Annotated in this window: 16 protein-coding genes and 1 tRNA gene; 9 read left to right on the forward strand and 8 right to left on the reverse strand. The window is 58.6% G+C overall.

Features of this window, described 5'->3' with window-relative positions; translation table 11 throughout:
• Positions 1-39: 39 nt before the first annotated feature.
• Positions 40-972 carry a chemotaxis protein CheV gene (locus QRN33_RS25260; protein ID WP_016773611.1) on the reverse strand — a complete coding sequence of 311 codons (933 nt, stop codon included), beginning with the start codon at positions 970-972 and terminating at the stop codon, positions 40-42.
• 82 nt (positions 973-1,054) lie between these two features.
• On the opposite strand from QRN33_RS25260, the gene flgA reads away from it, so the two are divergent.
• The 4 genes from flgA to QRN33_RS25280 all read left to right on the forward strand — a co-directional run bounded on the left by flgA (position 1,055) and on the right by QRN33_RS25280 (position 3,660).
• A complete protein-coding gene (flgA, locus tag QRN33_RS25265; protein ID WP_080902460.1) occupies positions 1,055-1,816 on the forward strand; it encodes a flagellar basal body P-ring formation chaperone FlgA in 762 nt (253 codons plus the stop codon).
• Between the two features lie 162 nt (positions 1,817-1,978).
• Complete coding sequence (gene flgM / locus QRN33_RS25270) at positions 1,979-2,305, forward strand: flagellar biosynthesis anti-sigma factor FlgM (RefSeq protein WP_042607188.1); 327 nt, start codon at positions 1,979-1,981, stop codon at positions 2,303-2,305.
• Between the two features lie 48 nt (positions 2,306-2,353).
• On the forward strand, positions 2,354-2,821 hold the full coding sequence (locus tag QRN33_RS25275) for a flagella synthesis protein FlgN (RefSeq protein WP_042607189.1): 468 nt from the start codon (positions 2,354-2,356) through the stop codon (positions 2,819-2,821).
• A gap of 92 nt (positions 2,822-2,913) precedes the next feature.
• Positions 2,914-3,660 carry a flagellar brake protein gene (locus tag QRN33_RS25280; RefSeq protein WP_042607190.1) on the forward strand — a complete coding sequence of 249 codons (747 nt, stop codon included), beginning with the start codon at positions 2,914-2,916 and terminating at the stop codon, positions 3,658-3,660.
• A gap of 187 nt (positions 3,661-3,847) precedes the next feature.
• Here the strand turns inward: QRN33_RS25280 and QRN33_RS25285 are convergent, their stop codons facing one another.
• The 4 genes from QRN33_RS25285 to QRN33_RS25300 form a co-directional block, all read right to left on the reverse strand.
• A complete protein-coding gene (locus QRN33_RS25285; RefSeq protein ID WP_285410799.1) occupies positions 3,848-5,227 on the reverse strand; it encodes an MFS transporter in 1,380 nt (459 codons plus the stop codon).
• Between the two features lie 69 nt (positions 5,228-5,296).
• Entirely contained in the window at positions 5,297-6,538 is a 1,242-nt protein-coding gene (locus QRN33_RS25290) for a glutamine synthetase family protein (RefSeq protein ID WP_172667873.1), read from the reverse strand.
• Between the two features lie 308 nt (positions 6,539-6,846).
• Positions 6,847-7,539 (reverse strand): sensor histidine kinase, encoded by a 693-nt coding sequence (locus tag QRN33_RS25295; RefSeq protein WP_039757863.1) that lies wholly within the window; start codon positions 7,537-7,539, stop codon positions 6,847-6,849.
• The gene (locus QRN33_RS25300; protein WP_042607193.1) at positions 7,536-9,140 is read right to left on the reverse strand and encodes a tetratricopeptide repeat-containing response regulator; all 1,605 of its coding nucleotides are present in this window, start codon (positions 9,138-9,140) and stop codon (positions 7,536-7,538) included. The genes QRN33_RS25295 and QRN33_RS25300 overlap by 4 nt, the downstream gene beginning before the upstream one ends.
• Before the next feature lie 217 nt (positions 9,141-9,357).
• Between QRN33_RS25300 and QRN33_RS25305 the strand changes: the two genes are divergently transcribed.
• Positions 9,358-10,710 carry a lysozyme inhibitor LprI family protein gene (locus QRN33_RS25305; RefSeq protein ID WP_285410802.1) on the forward strand — a complete coding sequence of 451 codons (1,353 nt, stop codon included), beginning with the start codon at positions 9,358-9,360 and terminating at the stop codon, positions 10,708-10,710.
• 130 nt (positions 10,711-10,840) lie between these two features.
• Here the strand turns inward: QRN33_RS25305 and QRN33_RS25310 are convergent.
• Positions 10,841-10,917 (reverse strand) — tRNA-Arg (locus QRN33_RS25310).
• A 298-nt stretch (positions 10,918-11,215) separates the two neighbouring features.
• Between QRN33_RS25310 and QRN33_RS25315 the strand changes: the two genes are divergently transcribed.
• Together QRN33_RS25315 and QRN33_RS25320 are read left to right on the forward strand one after the other, a co-directional pair.
• Entirely contained in the window at positions 11,216-11,449 is a 234-nt protein-coding gene (locus QRN33_RS25315) for a hypothetical protein (RefSeq protein ID WP_042607195.1), read from the forward strand.
• A 20-nt stretch (positions 11,450-11,469) separates the two neighbouring features.
• On the forward strand, positions 11,470-11,649 hold the full coding sequence (locus QRN33_RS25320; protein WP_016773599.1) for a PA3371 family protein: 180 nt from the start codon (positions 11,470-11,472) through the stop codon (positions 11,647-11,649).
• On the opposite strand, the gene phnN is transcribed toward QRN33_RS25320, so the two are convergent.
• The gene (phnN, locus tag QRN33_RS25325; RefSeq protein WP_285410805.1) at positions 11,624-12,193 is read right to left on the reverse strand and encodes a phosphonate metabolism protein/1,5-bisphosphokinase (PRPP-forming) PhnN; all 570 of its coding nucleotides are present in this window, start codon (positions 12,191-12,193) and stop codon (positions 11,624-11,626) included. The two genes, QRN33_RS25320 and phnN, sit on opposite strands and share 26 nt — an antisense overlap.
• A gap of 387 nt (positions 12,194-12,580) precedes the next feature.
• Between phnN and QRN33_RS25330 the strand changes: the two genes are divergently transcribed.
• Complete coding sequence (locus tag QRN33_RS25330) at positions 12,581-12,907, forward strand: Arc family DNA-binding protein (protein ID WP_003178899.1); 327 nt, start codon at positions 12,581-12,583, stop codon at positions 12,905-12,907.
• 119 nt (positions 12,908-13,026) lie between these two features.
• On the opposite strand, the gene mgtE is transcribed toward QRN33_RS25330, so the two are convergent.
• Positions 13,027-14,469 carry a magnesium transporter gene (gene mgtE, locus QRN33_RS25335; RefSeq protein ID WP_016773597.1) on the reverse strand — a complete coding sequence of 481 codons (1,443 nt, stop codon included), beginning with the start codon at positions 14,467-14,469 and terminating at the stop codon, positions 13,027-13,029.
• A gap of 321 nt (positions 14,470-14,790) precedes the next feature.
• On the opposite strand from mgtE, the gene QRN33_RS25340 reads away from it, so the two are divergent.
• Entirely contained in the window at positions 14,791-15,303 is a 513-nt protein-coding gene (locus tag QRN33_RS25340) for a cell envelope protein SmpA (protein ID WP_285410807.1), read from the forward strand.
• Positions 15,304-15,376 lie beyond the last annotated feature (73 nt).

The following is a 15,376-nucleotide window of genomic DNA, read 5'->3' on the forward strand; positions in this document are numbered from 1 at the left end:
GCCTCTTAAATCGTGTTGAACGCCAGGGGCAGAAGGCCCTTAGCTGATATCTGCTGCTTTGATCCGGTCGACTACCCGGGACGCGAGGTCATCAGGACGGAATTTGGCCAGAAAGTCATCAGCACCGACTTTCTTGACCATCGCCTGGTTGAATACCCCCGACAACGAAGTATGCAGGATGATATGGAGCTTTTGCATGCGCGCGTCGCCGCGGATTTCCGCCGTCAGGGTGTACCCGTCCATCTCCGGCATCTCGATGTCGGAAATCATCATCAGGAACTCTTCTTCCGGCTTCTTGCCCTCGTCGACCAGCTTGCGCAGGTAATCCAGCGCCTGCTTGCCGTCGTTCAGCGCCACCACTTCGACACCGATGGTCTGCAGACAACGCGTGACCTGCTTGCGCGCCACCGACGAGTCATCGACTGTCAGCACCCGCAGCGACAGCGCTTTGGTCTGCGTCTCGACATCGACCACGCCCACCGAAATCGCTTCCGGCGTCGGCGCTACTTCGGCCAGCACCTTCTCGACGTCGATGATTTCGACTAACTGGTTGTCGACCCGAGTCACAGCGGTGAGGTAGTGATCGCGACCGGTGCCCTTGGGCGGCGGATGGATCTCTTCCCAGTTCATGTTGACGATGCGCTCCACCGAGCGGACCAGGAAACCCTGGGTCTTGGTGTTGTACTCCGTGATGATCACGAACGGACTGTTCTTGTCTTTCAACGCACCGGAGCCCGTTGCCATTGCCAGATCCAGGATCGGAATGGTCGCTCCCCGTATATTCGCTACCCCGCACACGACAGGACTGGATTTGGGCATCAAGGTCAGTGACGGGCATTGCAACACTTCCCGTACCTTGAACACGTTGATCCCGTAGAGCTGCGGCCCGTCAAGACGGAACAACAGCAGCTCGAGGCGATTCTGCCCTACCAGTTGCGTGCGCTGGTTCACCGAATCCATTACACCAGCCATGCCCAGACTCCTACATCAACGCCAAGTGTTGTTGCGACGCACATTCATTGCTAAACGGCACGGCGCTTGCTTTTTAACTCGTATGAACGCTCAAACGACATTTTCCCGACGCCTGACATCTTCCCTTCGCAAAGGGCTTTGCGCGGTGTCCGCCGTTTGCTGCTTGCTTGCCGGCAGTCCTGCCAATGCTGATGCGGTTACCTTGCCTGATATGCTTATCGGCGTGACTCAGGGCTTTCTTGAATTCACCGTAGAAGACTATTTGGCTTCCAGTCAAACCGAAGGCCGCTACGAAATCGAAGTCAACCAGCTCGACCCGCGTATGCGCATGCCCATGTGCGACAAGGAATTGACAGCCACTCTGGAGAGCCCGGCCCGCCCGCTGGGCCGCGTTACGGTGAAGGTCCGATGCGAAGGCAGCTCGCCCTGGACGGTGTTCGTACCCGCTCAAGTCCGCCTGTTTCGCGAGATCGTCACGACCACTCGTCCGCTGAAACGCGCCGGCATCATCGAGCCGCAGGACGTGACGTTGCGCGAGCGCGATGTCAGCACGATCAACCAGGGTTTCCTGACCTCGGTCGATGAAGCGATCGGGCAGAAACTGACCCGACCAACGGTCGCCGATCAGGTCATCACACTGGTGCATCTGGAACAGGCCGAAGTGGTGCGCAAGGGCGATCAGGTGGTGATCACTGCGCGTAGCGGCACCCTTGCCGTACGCATGCCGGGGGAAGCCCTCTCCAATGGCGGCATGAAAGAACAGATTCGAGTAAAAAACCTTAATTCTCAAAGAGTTATCAAGGCGCAGGTGATTGCGCCGGGACAGGTCGAAGTGGCCATGTAAAAGCCCTGTGGAGAAAACTGGCGCCGATCCCGTCGCTTCCCTAAACTGTGCCGCAGCAGGTCTCGCAACGGCGCATGCAAGCTTATGGTTGATTGGGCCTAAAGTTTTTCAGGGGATAGCCGAAAACATGGCAAGCGTCCAAATTCCCAGAGGTTTTTTATCATGGTTATCGATTTCAACCGATTGAACAGTTCCTCGTCACTTACCGGCAGTACACGTACCAGCAACGCCAAGGAAAGCGCTGAAAACAGCCCTTCCGCGCCGCTGAATACCCAGGCCGAACCGGCCAGTGCCGCCAAAAGCGGGGAATCGGTACACCTCAGCAATGAGGCTCAACAGTTGCAGAAGGTCACTGACAAGCTGCGCGATCAACCTGCTGTCGACAAAGCCCGCGTGGCCGAGTTGAAAGCCGCGATTGCCGATGGCAGCTATAAAGTCGACAGCAACCGTGTAGCCAGCAAACTGCTCAACTTCGAAGCCCAGCGCTAGGCTTTTGCCGGCGCCAGGCTTTTGGACGCTTAAACCCCAAGGCCAGCCATGCACGACACTAACTTATTGCAACTGATCAACGACGACTTTGCTCCAGCGCAACAATTGCTGGAGTTATTGCAAACCGAATCCCTCGCTTTGCACGGTCGTGACATGCCGCTGCTGGAAGAAATTCTGGCAACCAAGCAGGCGTTGATCATTTTGCTTGAACAGCATGGCCGCAAGCGCAGCGAAATCCTCGCCAGCCTCAACCTGCCGACTGACCGCAGCGGCCTTGAGCAACTGGCCAGCCAGTCGAGCATTGGCGACCAGTTGCTGGCCCAGGGCGATGCCCTGACCGCGCTGATCGCGCAATGTCAGGACGCCAACACCAAGAACGGCCGGTCAATCCAGATCCAGCAGGCGACCACGGCCAATCAGTTGAAGATCCTCACCGGCGGTGAGCCGCCAGCGCTTTACGACGCCAGCGGGACCTTTGCCAAACCGGTCAAGCCGCGAACGCTCAGCCAGGCATGAGCCATTCGGTGGCCCTGCACTATCCACTCGCGCAACATGCTGGCAAAATACTGGCCAGTCGTAGTCTTATTTTGTCTGGAGATTGAAGAACCGTGTCCAACACCCTAAGCGCGGATGATGCTCCGCAGCCTCCGAAGGTGCTCACCACGCCACTGGAAATCTCCAGCAACCTGCGCCAGCTGCAAGACAGCCATGACCCGCTGATCATCACCTTCCATGAACGCAGCCAGCGCTTCCAGAGTTACCTGATCAAGGTCGACCGTGAAACCGCGACGATTGCGCTGGACGAAATGATCCCCCGCGATGGCGAGCGTTTCCTGCAAGCGGGCGAGCCGTTCAAGGTCGAAGGCTTTCATGACGGCGTACGCATCGCCTGGGAATGCAACGGCACGCTGAACATCGAAGAATCCGACGGCGACCGTTTCTACACCGGCGACCTGCCGAGCGAAGTGGTCTATCACCAGCGCCGCAACGCCTTCCGCGCTGCGTTGAAACTCACTGACCTGGTCAGCGTTGAACTGGGTGGCGAAAAGCTCAAGTCGCCTCTGCACGGCAAGCTGCTGGATATCTCCGCCACCGGTTGCAAGTTCCGCTTCGAAGGCGACATCACTGACCGTCTGCAACTGGGCCAGGTCTACGATCGCCTGATCGCCCCGCCGCTGTTCGGCAACCAGCCAACGTCGGTCGAGCTGCGTTATCTGCATTTCGAAGAAAAACTCAACATCACCTTTGCCGGTCTGCGCTTCCACAACATCAGTGGTCAGGCTGCGCGTAACGTCGAACGTTTTGTCTACCAGTTGCAACGCGAAGCACGACGTTTCGACAAAGACGACCTCTGAGTCGCAGCGACAAATAAAAAGGGCAGTCCCGCAAAGGACTGCCCTTTTTTTCATGCCGACGAAGCCTGTGTGGCGAGGGAGCTTGCTCCCGCTGGACTGCGCAGCAGGCCCTGCTTTGAACCAAAGAAAGGGCCGCTTCGCGCCCCAGCGCAAGCAAGCTCCCTCGCCACAGTTAGCGCGTGATATCTCAGGGTCTGCCGCCGCTGATATCCGCCGCAGGTGTGTCATGTTCATCGGCGGGATCGGTTTCGACGCCTGCCTCCGGTTGGTCGACCGGTTCCGGCTCAGAAGAGGCCGGCGCCGGATCCTGGACCATCTGCTCCTGCACCACCTGCTCATCGACACGCGGGTCAAGTGCCGCTACCAGTGGCGAGCTCGACATGCTGTCTGGCATTGCCACGTGATGCAGCGGCGCGTCGTCGACCTGATGCAGATTGGTGACCGCTTTCGGGCGAATCCGCCAGACCAGCACCAGCGCAAAGAAGCTGAAGAAGGCATACAGGCTCTGACTGCCGAGAAACTTCATCAGCACACCGGCAAGCAGCGGCCCGATGCTCGCACCGACGCCGTAGGTCACCAGCAACATGGCGGTCAGTGACACGCGGCGATCGCCTTCGACGTGGTCGTTGGAGAACGCCACCGCCAGCGGATACAGGCAGAACTGCACCAGCGAACAGAAGAAGCCGACCACGAACAGCACCTCCAGCGGCACCTGCGGCAAGATCGCCAATGGCAATGCCGCCACCGCGAGAAACCCGGCAAAGCAGCGAATCAGCAGCGCGCGGTCGTAGCGGTCGGACAACCAGCCCAACGGCCACTGCACCAGCAAACCGGCAAAGATGCAGCTACCCATGAACAGACCGACCTGCTCGGTCGTCAGCCCCTGTTGCGAGGCGTACAGCGGCGCAAGACCATAAAACGAACCGATGATCAGACCCGCACCGAGCACTGTACTCAGCGATTGCGGCACGCGTTTGATAAAGAAGCGCGGCTCCATCGGCGCCGGATGCAGCGGCGCCGGGTGGATCCGTTGGGTCAGGGTCACCGGTACCAGACACAGGGCAAAGCACAGCGCCACCAGCATCAGCAGTTCCAGGCCCAGGCCGGGGTGCATGACCAGAATCAGTTGGCCGAGCACCAGGCCCAGATACGACGCGATCATGTAACCGCTGAACACCAGCCCGCGCTGATTGGCGTCGGCCTGTTCGTTGAGCCAGCTCTCGATGACCATGTACTGACACATCATGCCCAGACCGACGATCGTCCGCAGCACTATCCACGCCGGCAGCCAATCCACCAGGCCATGGCCGAGCACCGCCGCGCCGACGATCCCGGCACACGCCGAGTACGCACGGATATGCCCGACCCGGGCGATCAGGCGATGGCCGATCTTGCCGCCCAGCACCAGACCGAAATAGTTGGCCGCCATCAGCGCACCGACCCACAGACCGTCGACATTGTCGGCGGCCAGACGCAAAGCCAGATAAGTAGAAAGAAGGCCTGAGCCGATCAACATCATCAGCGAGGCGAAATACAGCGCTCGAAAGGATTTCCAGATTTGGCGCATCGGCGTTCCGAGCGGCTCCTTGCAGTAAGTACCGGGCTATCGCAACGATAGCCCGATGGCGGCGAAACGTCAGGCCTGGGCGGCCAGCACACGGCGCTCCCAGGGAGTGATTTCATCAAAGAAGCTGGTCAACTCCATGGTCTTCGAAGCGATGTAGCCTTCGATGAACTCCGCTCCGAACAGTTCCCTGGCCAACTGGCTACGTTTCAGACGTTCAAGCGCGGCGTGCAAGGTACATGGCAAGGCGAGGTTATCCGGCACGGCGAATTCGCCCTGAATCGCCGCGCTCGGCTCCAGCTCCTGTTCGATGCCGTGCAAACCCGCGGCCAGGCTGGCGGCGATGGCCAGATACGGATTCGCGTCGGCGCCCGGCAGACGATTTTCGACCCGACGTGCGGCCGGCGAGCTGGCGGGAATACGCAAACCGGCGGCGCGATTGTCATGGGACCAACAGGCATTGTTCGGCGATGCGTACGGATGACACAGGCGCTGATAGGAATTCACGTTGGGCGCGAACAGTGCGGTGAAATCGGCAAGGCCGGCCTGCTGCCCACCGATGAAGTGGCGGAACATCGCCGTTGGCTCGCCGTTCGAGTCGGTGAAGACATTCTTGCCGCTTTCGATGCCGACGATGCTCTGGTGAATGTGCATCGAACTGCCCGGCGTGTGCGCCAGCGGTTTGGCCATGCACACCACGCTCAGCCCATGCTTGAGCGCGACTTCCTTGAGCAGGTGCTTGAACAGGAACGTCTGATCGGCCAGCAGCAGCGGATCGCCGTGCAGGAGGTTGATTTCGAACTGGCTTACGCCCATCTCATGCATGAAGGTGTCGCGTGGCAGGCCGAGGGCCGCCATGCATTTATACACTTCGCTGAAGAACGGCCGCAGACCGTTGTTGGAGCTGACGCTGAACGCCGACTGGCCATCTTCGCGGCGGCCGTCGAGGCCTACCGGCGGACGGAACGGCTGAGTCGGATCAGTGTTGGGTGCGAAGACAAAGAATTCCAGCTCGGTCGCCACCACCGGCGCCAGACCGTGCGCGGCATAACGGGCAATGACCGCTTTCAACTGGCCACGGGTCGAGAGGCTGGAGCTCTCCCCACTAAGTTCGTCGGCGTCGCAAATCGCCATGGCGCGGGGCTCGTCGCTCCAGGGCAAACGATGAATCTGCGCCGGATCGGCGACCAACGCCAGATCGCCGTCATCGCTGCCGTAAAACCGCGCCGGCGGATAACCGCCCATGATGCATTGCAGCAGCACACCCCGCGCCAACTGCAAACGCCGCCCTTCGAGGAAACCCTCGGCGGTCATCACCTTGCCCCGTGGCACACCGTTCAGATCCGGGGTGACACATTCAATCTCATCAATGCCGGTCAATCGCTGCGCGAGTGAACCCTGGCCATCGGTTGTCATGACGCAATCCTTGTTATTGTGCGAGCCGCGAACGGCGACCCGGACAAAATAGGCTGCGCCTGTTCGGAATATCAAGCAGCGTCCACAAAAATCCCGGATCTTGCGTAGGAGCTGACGAGTGCAACGAGGCTGCGATCTTTTGACTTTGATTTTTCAAGATCAAAAGATCGCAGCCTCGTTGCACTCGTCAGCTCCTACAGGTCATGTCAGGGCAAGTAAAGGCTGAACACCCCGCCACCCAACGGCCCGCCATTGCTGATTTCGGTGCGCCCTTCGACACCATTGCGCTGATGCAGCGCCGCGATGCGATTGGCGAAATACAGACCCAGGCCGGTGCTGCCGCTGCTGTGATTGATGCCCTGCACATAATCGGCCTGGCGCTCGAGCATCTGCGCCGGGTAGCCGTCGCCGTCGTCGTTGATACTCAACACCAATTGCCCGGCTTCGTCGCTGACGGTGATCAGCAGCGACTCGCGGGCGTAACGGATTGCATTGTTGATGCAGTTGCCGAGCACCGAGGCGATCAGCTCGCGATCGAAGAAACCCAGCGGGCTCAGCGGATCGACTTCGTAGGTGGCGATGATGCCGCGACTGGCGAACACCTCTTGGTGCGCGGCCAGTTGCGCCTCGATGAAATCGTCGAGTTCGTGATAGGCCGGCTGCAATGGCAACTGGTTGACGCCGAGTTTGTACAGCCCGAGCAACTGCACGAGCATGCCGTTGAGGTGGGCGAACTCGAAATCGATCACGCCCTGCTCCGAGCCGTCGCGCAGCTCTTTCGGCAAACGTGCGAGCCACTGGCTGTGCGCCTGCATCAACATCGCCAGGGAGTTCTTCATGTCGTGAACGGTGGAGGCAATCACCGTGGAAAAATCCAGCGCCGGATCAATTGGGTTCATTCGCCAAACGCCTTGCTTTTCAGCTTCTGATAACGCGCAAACCGCGCGTCGGTGTCGGGCATCAGGCCAACCAGTTTCAGGCAGGCCCGACATTCTTCCAGCTCCGCCGACGGCACACTGGTGTCGGTGCCGTGCAGCAGCGACTGGGCCAGGTTCAGCGCAATACTGATGTTTTTCGGTTGCAACTTGAGCGCCTTGCGGAACACCTCGCGGGCCTCGACCAGATTGCCGGTCTTGTACACGCGCACGCCCTGACGGTTGAGATCGGCCGCAGCGTTACTCGAGCTGAGGATGGTCGGATCGTCGGTGAGCTTGGCAATGTCTTTCATCACCGCCGGGTCATCGCCGTAGATCTCCGCGCAGCTCTTGAGCATCGAAGTGCCCGCCTCGGCCTGACCGAGCATCTGCAACTGCTTGGCCACCAGCAACGCCGCCTCGGGACTCATGAATTGCTCCATGCCATCGAGGCGCATCAATGCTTGTTCGGTAAGTTTGTCTGCGGTTTCGGCGTCGTTGAGCAACAGGCTGGTGGCCTTCATCAGCCGCGCACGAATTTGCAGGCCGGGATCGCTCGGGTTCTCTTTAGCCACAGCGCTGAGCGTCGTGTTGATTTCCAGCCGCGTGCGCGTGTCGAGGCCGCGATCACTGCCCTTGCTGATCAGGGCGTGCGCCAGACCGAGGTTGCTTTCCGGGTCCTTGAAACGCGACTGCGCGCCCTGCGCCACGGCCTGACGATAAGCGCGCGAGGCGGTCTCAAAATCCTCGTTGGCCATCGCCAGTTTGCCCAGCAGAGCCTGACGACGCACCGCCAGCGGCGACAAACGAATCGCCTCTTCCAGCACCCGCTGCGCGCCTTTGCTGTCGCCTTCGGCCACCAGCACATCGGCCATGCCGTCATACAGCGCCGGCATCATCGGGAAGACTTTAAGGGCTTTTTCATAAACTTCTTTGGCCTGCGTTACCTGCCCGCGCTTGAACAACAACTTGCCCAATCCGGCGAAGGCCCAAGGCAACGGGCGGTCGGCAATGATGCCGTCGTAGAGCCGCTCCAGCGCTTCGTTCTGGTTCATGTCACGCAGGGCGTCGGCGCGGTAGCGCAGGCACAGCGGCGAATAGCGGATGTCCTGTTTGCACAGGGCAATACAGGCATTGAGCACCTCGACCGGCTTACCGCGATCGAGGGCCTGCAGAATCGGTTTGAGCAAGGTCTTGCGTTGCTCCAGGCGCTCAAGGCGCTGGGCCAGTCCGGAACGGTTGAACGGCTTGGTCAAGTACGCATCCGGCTCGTGCTCCAGAGCACTGAGCACCATCGCCTGACTGGTCTCGGCGGTGACCATGACGAAAACGGCTTCGTGGCTGATGAGCTTTTCCGACATCAGGTCTTCGAGCACCTGCTGGCCGTTCTTCTTGCCGTCGCCGAGGTGGAAGTCCTGAAGAATGAAATCGTAGGACTTCTGCGAGCACATCTTCAGCGCCTGCTCGCCGGTGTCGGCAGTATCGACATCCTTGACACCGAGCTCACGCAACATCGAACGCACGGAACTGCGGAAATCGGAAAAATCATCGACGATCAGAAAGCTTTTTTGGTGATACGACGACATCGAGGATTTCCAGGCAATTGAAGAAAACGAACCGAGGCGATTTCAGGCGCGCAGATGATAGCGGGAGGCCATGCACCATCAAGCGATTCCGCGCGAGTGTGAACTCACCGTTCGGGTTATCGGCCAAAAGTGCCGGGGCCTGAGGGTGGTGCTTCAAGAATATTGCTTCGAGTATTACTCTGCGCGCCTGCTCAAGGATTTCCATAAGGACTGAATCGTGTACATCAAGGGACGCTACATCCTGTCAGCCTGTTTGCTTCTGTTTATCCAGCCAATCAGTGCGGCGGCAATGGACTGCACAAAAGCGGCGAACGACGCGGAAAACACCATTTGCGCGAATAAAGCGCTGCACGAGCTCGATGTGCAGATGGGCAGCCTGTATCGCCAACTGATGGCAACGGCCACAGCGACTCAAACTGAACTCAAGGGCACCCAGCGCGCCTGGCTGAAAACCCGCAATGCCTGCGCAGACGATGTCGCTTGCCTGGATGGCAGCTACCGCCAGCGCCTGCAAGCATTGCAGGCACAATGGACGCACGCCGCAATGTGGCAGCCGGACGCCGTGGATCTTCAGGCGATGAACGATCTGCAGGAAAGCATTCGCGCCGAGAGCAAAAGCCACCCGGAATTTGCGCTGGAACGCGCCTTGGCCGCGCGGGCTTTCGATTCTTCGCAGACATCGTTCGCGGGCGATCCAGTCGACAGCTACGGCGAGCAGACCAACTTCCCCAAGTCGCGCCCCAAAGGCGTGAGCGCGGATGAATGGAAAGCATTGAACGCCTCAAGCATCGACGGCGCCGCCGAAACCGGACGGACTTCCTACGCACTGCTGGATCTGGACAATGATGGCCAGCGCGACCTTATCGTCGACACATACGCAGGCGGCACCGGCCTTTTCACCTACGTGGAAACCTGGCGCCGGGCGGGCGGGCGGTTTGTCAAAAGATCGGTCGAGCCGGAAAGTTCGCTGTTCTACACCAACGACCGTGGCGCCAATCAGGCAATCAGCTGGATCAAGCTTCACGACAGGATTTATGCCGCCTACCGAAACAGCGCCTACGGTGTCGACAACCTGTATCTGCTCAATCCGCTGAAGATCAACCGCCAGGTACCGACGGTGTCCGTGCGTTACGCTTACTCCCTGCAAGTGCCCACGACTCAACATAAAGAGGATGGCACCAGCACCTATGAGCTTGACGCGGATCTGCACGCGGCACTTGAGCAATCCATCACTCAAGCGATGAAAGTCGCCCTAGGCTCGGCCGATCACGCGCCGCTTTGCCCAATTCCTCCCACGGGCGCCGGTGACGACGATTACTACAGCTACGGCCCGACGCACTACGCCATCGAGAAGATCACCGATCTGCCCGTGATGATCGAGGGCGAATGTCATATCGGCGCGCTGATCGACTGGTTCGGCAGCTACAGCGAGAAAACCGGCTTATCTGCTCAACTGGCCGTGCGCAAACCGGGGGTCGAGTCGAGTGGGACTGGTTACGAGGTCTATGGACGTCGGCATATCACCGACGTCAGCAGTACCCTCGGCAAAGTCGAACTGAACAGCGACTGATCGGCGGTAGCACCGCCCCGCGAAATCATCGCCACGGTCGCTAATGACAGGGTGCCAAAAGCACAGGCCGCGCAACGTAAAAGCCCCGTCGCACGGTTAAATGCGGCGGGGCTTTTCGGTGTTGAAGAGGTGGTGTCCCAGGCGGGGTTCGAACCTGCAACCTTCCCCTTAGGAGGGGGATGCTCTATCCAATTGAGCTACTGAGACACTGATTGACGCGGGCTGTATGCGGCGCGACAGACGGCGTGCATGTTAACGGCCAGCCCCTGTTTTGTCATGTCGTCCGTAGGGCTTTTTAAGTGTAGGCAAGCGCCCTGCAAGATTGCGGGAACTTTTACCGGGCAATTTGCACTACGCGAAAATGCGCTCATTGCAGATTGCAATCAGCGCATTCCTAAAAACCTTACCAAACCCTTGTTTTTAAAGGACTTATCAGCCGTTACACTGTTGGCACGGCGACTGCTATGCCTGTTCTATCAAAAAGAACAATTTGGAGCGTCGTGCCATGAACAGCACCCTCTTGCTTGCAAACGCAGCGGCTTTGGCTTTCTTGCTCGGATCGCATTTTTTCCCCAAGGCTGAGGTTGAGCAGCCAGTGGCGCAACGCATGCCGCATTACCTGCAGGTGCAGAAAGCGCCGCAGTGGGCAGTGTTGAGTGATCGCAGCGACGCTTCTACGCACATGGTCAGCGAACCTGAGCAAGCCTCGGCGCCAACCACCGAACGTCTGGTTTTTTGAAATATCTTCAGGAGTACAACATGTCCAAATCGGCGACAGGATTTCTGATCCTCGCTTTACTGAGTGGCGTTACCCATCTGGCGCTGTTCGAGGAGACGGAAGTCACCTTGCCTCTGGTTGGCTGTGGCGTGTTTGCGGTGCTTTTCGTGCTGGCTCTGATCGCCGGGCGCAAGATCAAATTCGATCCGGTTCTGCGTTGAGCCGAATCAATTCCAGCAGCGCGGAAACAGCGTCAGCAAGGTCGCCAGAATTGTCGATGTGATAAACGGGGCTGTCGCTGGATCTGCGGTCTTTGAACAGCGCATTGCGAGCCAGTCTCGCATCGATCTGCTCAGGGGTCTCCCGACCCCGCCTGAGCAGGCGCTGGCGCAGAACCTCGTCGTTGACCGTCAGCAGAATCGGCACGAGGGCCGGGTACAACTCCATCGCTTGGCGCAGGTTTGCTCTTGAACCATTGACCAGGACATGGCGCCCACCTCGCAACCATTGATCCATTTCCATGGGAATGCCGTAAGACAGGCCATTTGCTTGCCAGGCCAGAGAAAACGCCCCGGCCTGCTTTTGCCGATCGAACTCTTGCGGCGTCACGCCAATCGCATCCTCGCCGACGGACTCCGCTGATCGGGTGATTACCCGACGCATGATTTCGCAGTTCAACTCACGCAATGGCTCACGCGATGCGTCGATCAGGCTGTCCTTGCCCGAACCGGACGGTCCCATCAGGTAAAAAAGCTTGCCATCCATCCTGTAAACGCCCTCCGACGGGACCTGCCTCTAGTAAATCGGCAAATTGCCACTATCCTGTACACATAGGGATAAGAATAGCGAGCCGCATAGCATGCACGTTCCGAGGTCTTCGGACATCAACAGATGTGCATGTCGAAGCATGCAGCGATACGGATGGATGGAAAGTTTTCCAACCAGTCCGCATTTCTGACAACTGGTGCTGGCATTACGCCTTTACCCGGCTCAATATTTGTCACAGAATTGGCGCCAATGATCTGGCAATTTTGAGGCATGATGCCGGCCTCTTAACAATTCAGGTTGAACCAATTGGTCCGGATGCTTGTCCTACCACACATCCTGCGGCCAATCCCGAGAACCGCTCCCCTGAACTAACCGGTTAAATATATGCGCCCATTGAAACAGGCAATTTATTCCAGCCGTACGGCTGACAAGTTTGTCGTACGTCTGCCAGACGGAATGCGTGAACGCATTGCCGAGGTGGCTCGCAATCATCATCGCAGCATGAACTCCGAGATCATTGCGCGCCTTGAGCAGAGTCTTATTCAGGAAGGCGCACTGGGCGAAGAGCTGAGCATGCGCCTGGACAGCCCGGAGCTGTCGCTGCACGAGCGCGAGCTGTTGCAACGCTTCCGTCAGTTGTCGCATCGTCAGCAAAACGCCCTGGTGTCGCTGATCGCCCACGACGCTGAAATGGCCGCAGACGCGTCCTGAGTCATACCGAACACATTAAAGCCAGCATGGTTGCTGGCTTTTTTTTGCCTCGGTTTTGAGTTTTCGCAGCCATGAAAAAGCCCGTCAATTTGACGGGCTTTGTATTTGTTTTCAGATGATCAGAGCAGGAAGATGGTCGCCAGGCCCAGGAAGATGAAGAAGCCACCGCTGTCGGTCATTGCGGTGATCATCACACTGGCGCCCATCGCCGGATCCCGGCCCATCTTCGCCAGCGTCATCGGGATCAACACCCCCATCAACGCGGCCAGCAACAGGTTGAGCGTCATTGCCGCCGTCATCACCACGCCGAGCGACCAACTGCCGTAGAGCATGTACGCGACCACACCGATCACCCCGCCCCAGACCAGACCGTTGATCAAACCGACCGCCAGCTCTTTGCGCATCAATCGCGAGGTGTTGCCGGTGCTGACCTGATCCAGCGCCATGGCGCGCACGATCATGGTGATGGTCTGGTTGCCGGAGTTGCCGCCAATACCGGCGACGATCGGCATCAGCGCCGCCAGCGCTACCAGTTTTTCGATCGAGCCTTCGAACAGGCCGATCACCCGCGATGCCACGAACGCAGTGATCAGGTTCACCGCCAGCCAGGCCCAACGGTTGCGCAGGGATTTCCACACCGACGCGAAAATGTCTTCCTCTTCACGCAGACCGGCCATATTGAGGACTTCGCTTTCGCTTTCCTCACGGATCAGGTCGACCATTTCATCGATGGTCAGACGGCCGATCAGCTTGCCGTTCTTGTCAACCACCGGGGCCGAGATCAAGTCGTAACGCTCGAATGCCTGAGCGGCGTCGTAGGCATCTTCGTCCGGGTGGAAACTCACCGGATCGCTGGCCATCACTTCGGCGACCTGCTTCTCCGGATCGTTGACCAGCAGACGCTTGATCGGCAGCACGCCTTTGAGCACGCCGTCGTAATCGACTACGAACAATTTGTCGGTGTGACCAGGAAGCTCTTTGAGGCGACGCAGGTAACGCAGAACCACTTCGAGGCTGACGTCCTCACGGATCGTCACCATCTCGAAGTCCATCAGCGCACCGACCTGATCCTCGTCATAGGACAGGGCCGAGCGCACGCGTTCGCGCTGCTGGTTATCCAGACTTTCCATCAGCTCATGGACAACGTCTCGCGGCAGCTCGGAAGCCAGGTCAGCGAGTTCGTCGGCGTCCATGTCCTTGGCCGCGGCCAGGAGCTCGTGATCGTCCATGTCGGCGATCAGCGTTTCACGGACGGAATCGGATACTTCGAGAAGAATGTCGCCGTCGCGATCGGCCTTGACCAGTTGCCAGAGGGTCAGACGATCGTCCAGCGGCAAGGCTTCGAGAATGTAGGCGACGTCGGCGGAGTGCAGATCATCGAGCTTGCGTTGCAGCTCGACAAGGTTTTGCCGGTGAACCAGGTTTTCCACGCGGTCGTGATGCGGACCTTCCTGACGATGAGTCAGGTCTTCAACGACACGCTGGCGCTGCAGCAACTCGACGACCTGAGCCAGGCGGTCCTGCAGGCTTTCCTGAGTTTTCTTTACTTCGATTTCGGACATAGGCGAACTCCACTCCCAGCAGCGGGGCACGCCGGAAGGATCAATCAGTCAATTCATGATTGGTGAAACGGTTTACTGAACAACTACTGGGTAAGTCCATGGAGGATTTCCATAAGCCCCGGCGGGGCTGACGGGCGCAATGATACACGCCTGACGGTTTAAAACGTTGAAAAAATCACGGCTGAAACAAGCGCTTGCGAAACAAACCTGAGCGCCTTCCTGACCCGTGCAAATGCGACGACTCATCTTGAAAAGAAAACACACCGGCAATGGAAAAAGCAGCGACTACCCTTGAGCGTAGATCGTCATGGAGGACATCGAATGCCAGCAAAACCCGCGCTTTTTCTACTGACCGCTCTGCTCCACGTCACGCCTTCCAAGGCCACCACACTTCATCGTTGCCAGGCCGCTGACGGTGGCGTCACCTTTACATCAATGAGCTGCGCTGCCGACGAACAGCTGTCGCTTCAGGAGGTTCATCCCTATTCTCCCGGCTGGGTCGCAATCATGCCGGAGTTCAATCACGAAGCCGTGAACGGCATGAAAGACAGCGGACGCGAACCGGGCATCATCGGCGGTGCCGAGCATAAATGTGGAAACCTGACCGATAACAGGCAGCGGCGCGAAGCGATCATCAACCGGCGAGTCATTGTCGGCATGAGCCAGCGGGATGTCGAAAGCGCGCTGGGCAAGCCGGACAAGATCAATACGCGTACGTCGACCACAAGCTATCGTTACGACCTCAAGCGAGGGCGCAGTGCTCAAATTGATTTTGATGAAAGAGGCTGTGTGAAGGGAAAAGCCAAATCCCGGACAGCAAAAAGCCCGCGTTAAACGCGGGCTTCTTGGTATATGGTGCACTCGACAGGATTCGAACCTGTGACCGCTCGGTTCGTAGCCGAGTACT

It is taken from the genome of Pseudomonas sp. FR229a (assembly GCF_030209115.1).
GTDB lineage: Bacteria > Pseudomonadota > Gammaproteobacteria > Pseudomonadales > Pseudomonadaceae > Aquipseudomonas > Aquipseudomonas moraviensis_A.

Coding starts and splice junctions, on each gene's coding strand:
- flgM (WP_042607188.1), top strand. CDS start 1,979: ATGGTTATCGATTTCAACCGATTGAACAGTTCCTCGTCACTTACCGGC.
- QRN33_RS25285 (WP_285410799.1), bottom strand. CDS start 5,227: ATGCGCCAAATCTGGAAATCCTTTCGAGCGCTGTATTTCGCCTCGCTG.
- QRN33_RS25275 (WP_042607189.1), top strand. CDS start 2,354: ATGCACGACACTAACTTATTGCAACTGATCAACGACGACTTTGCTCCA.
- mgtE (WP_016773597.1), bottom strand. CDS start 14,469: ATGTCCGAAATCGAAGTAAAGAAAACTCAGGAAAGCCTGCAGGACCGC.
- QRN33_RS25340 (WP_285410807.1), top strand. CDS start 14,791: ATGCCAGCAAAACCCGCGCTTTTTCTACTGACCGCTCTGCTCCACGTC.
- QRN33_RS25290 (WP_172667873.1), bottom strand. CDS start 6,538: ATGACCGCCGAGGGTTTCCTCGAAGGGCGGCGTTTGCAGTTGGCGCGG.
- QRN33_RS25315 (WP_042607195.1), top strand. CDS start 11,216: ATGAACAGCACCCTCTTGCTTGCAAACGCAGCGGCTTTGGCTTTCTTG.
- QRN33_RS25295 (WP_039757863.1), bottom strand. CDS start 7,539: ATGAACCCAATTGATCCGGCGCTGGATTTTTCCACGGTGATTGCCTCC.
- QRN33_RS25320 (WP_016773599.1), top strand. CDS start 11,470: ATGTCCAAATCGGCGACAGGATTTCTGATCCTCGCTTTACTGAGTGGC.
- QRN33_RS25330 (WP_003178899.1), top strand. CDS start 12,581: ATGCGCCCATTGAAACAGGCAATTTATTCCAGCCGTACGGCTGACAAG.
- phnN (WP_285410805.1), bottom strand. CDS start 12,193: ATGGATGGCAAGCTTTTTTACCTGATGGGACCGTCCGGTTCGGGCAAG.
- QRN33_RS25260 (WP_016773611.1), bottom strand. CDS start 972: ATGGCTGGTGTAATGGATTCGGTGAACCAGCGCACGCAACTGGTAGGG.
- QRN33_RS25300 (WP_042607193.1), bottom strand. CDS start 9,140: ATGTCGTCGTATCACCAAAAAAGCTTTCTGATCGTCGATGATTTTTCC.
- flgA (WP_080902460.1), top strand. CDS start 1,055: ATGAACGCTCAAACGACATTTTCCCGACGCCTGACATCTTCCCTTCGC.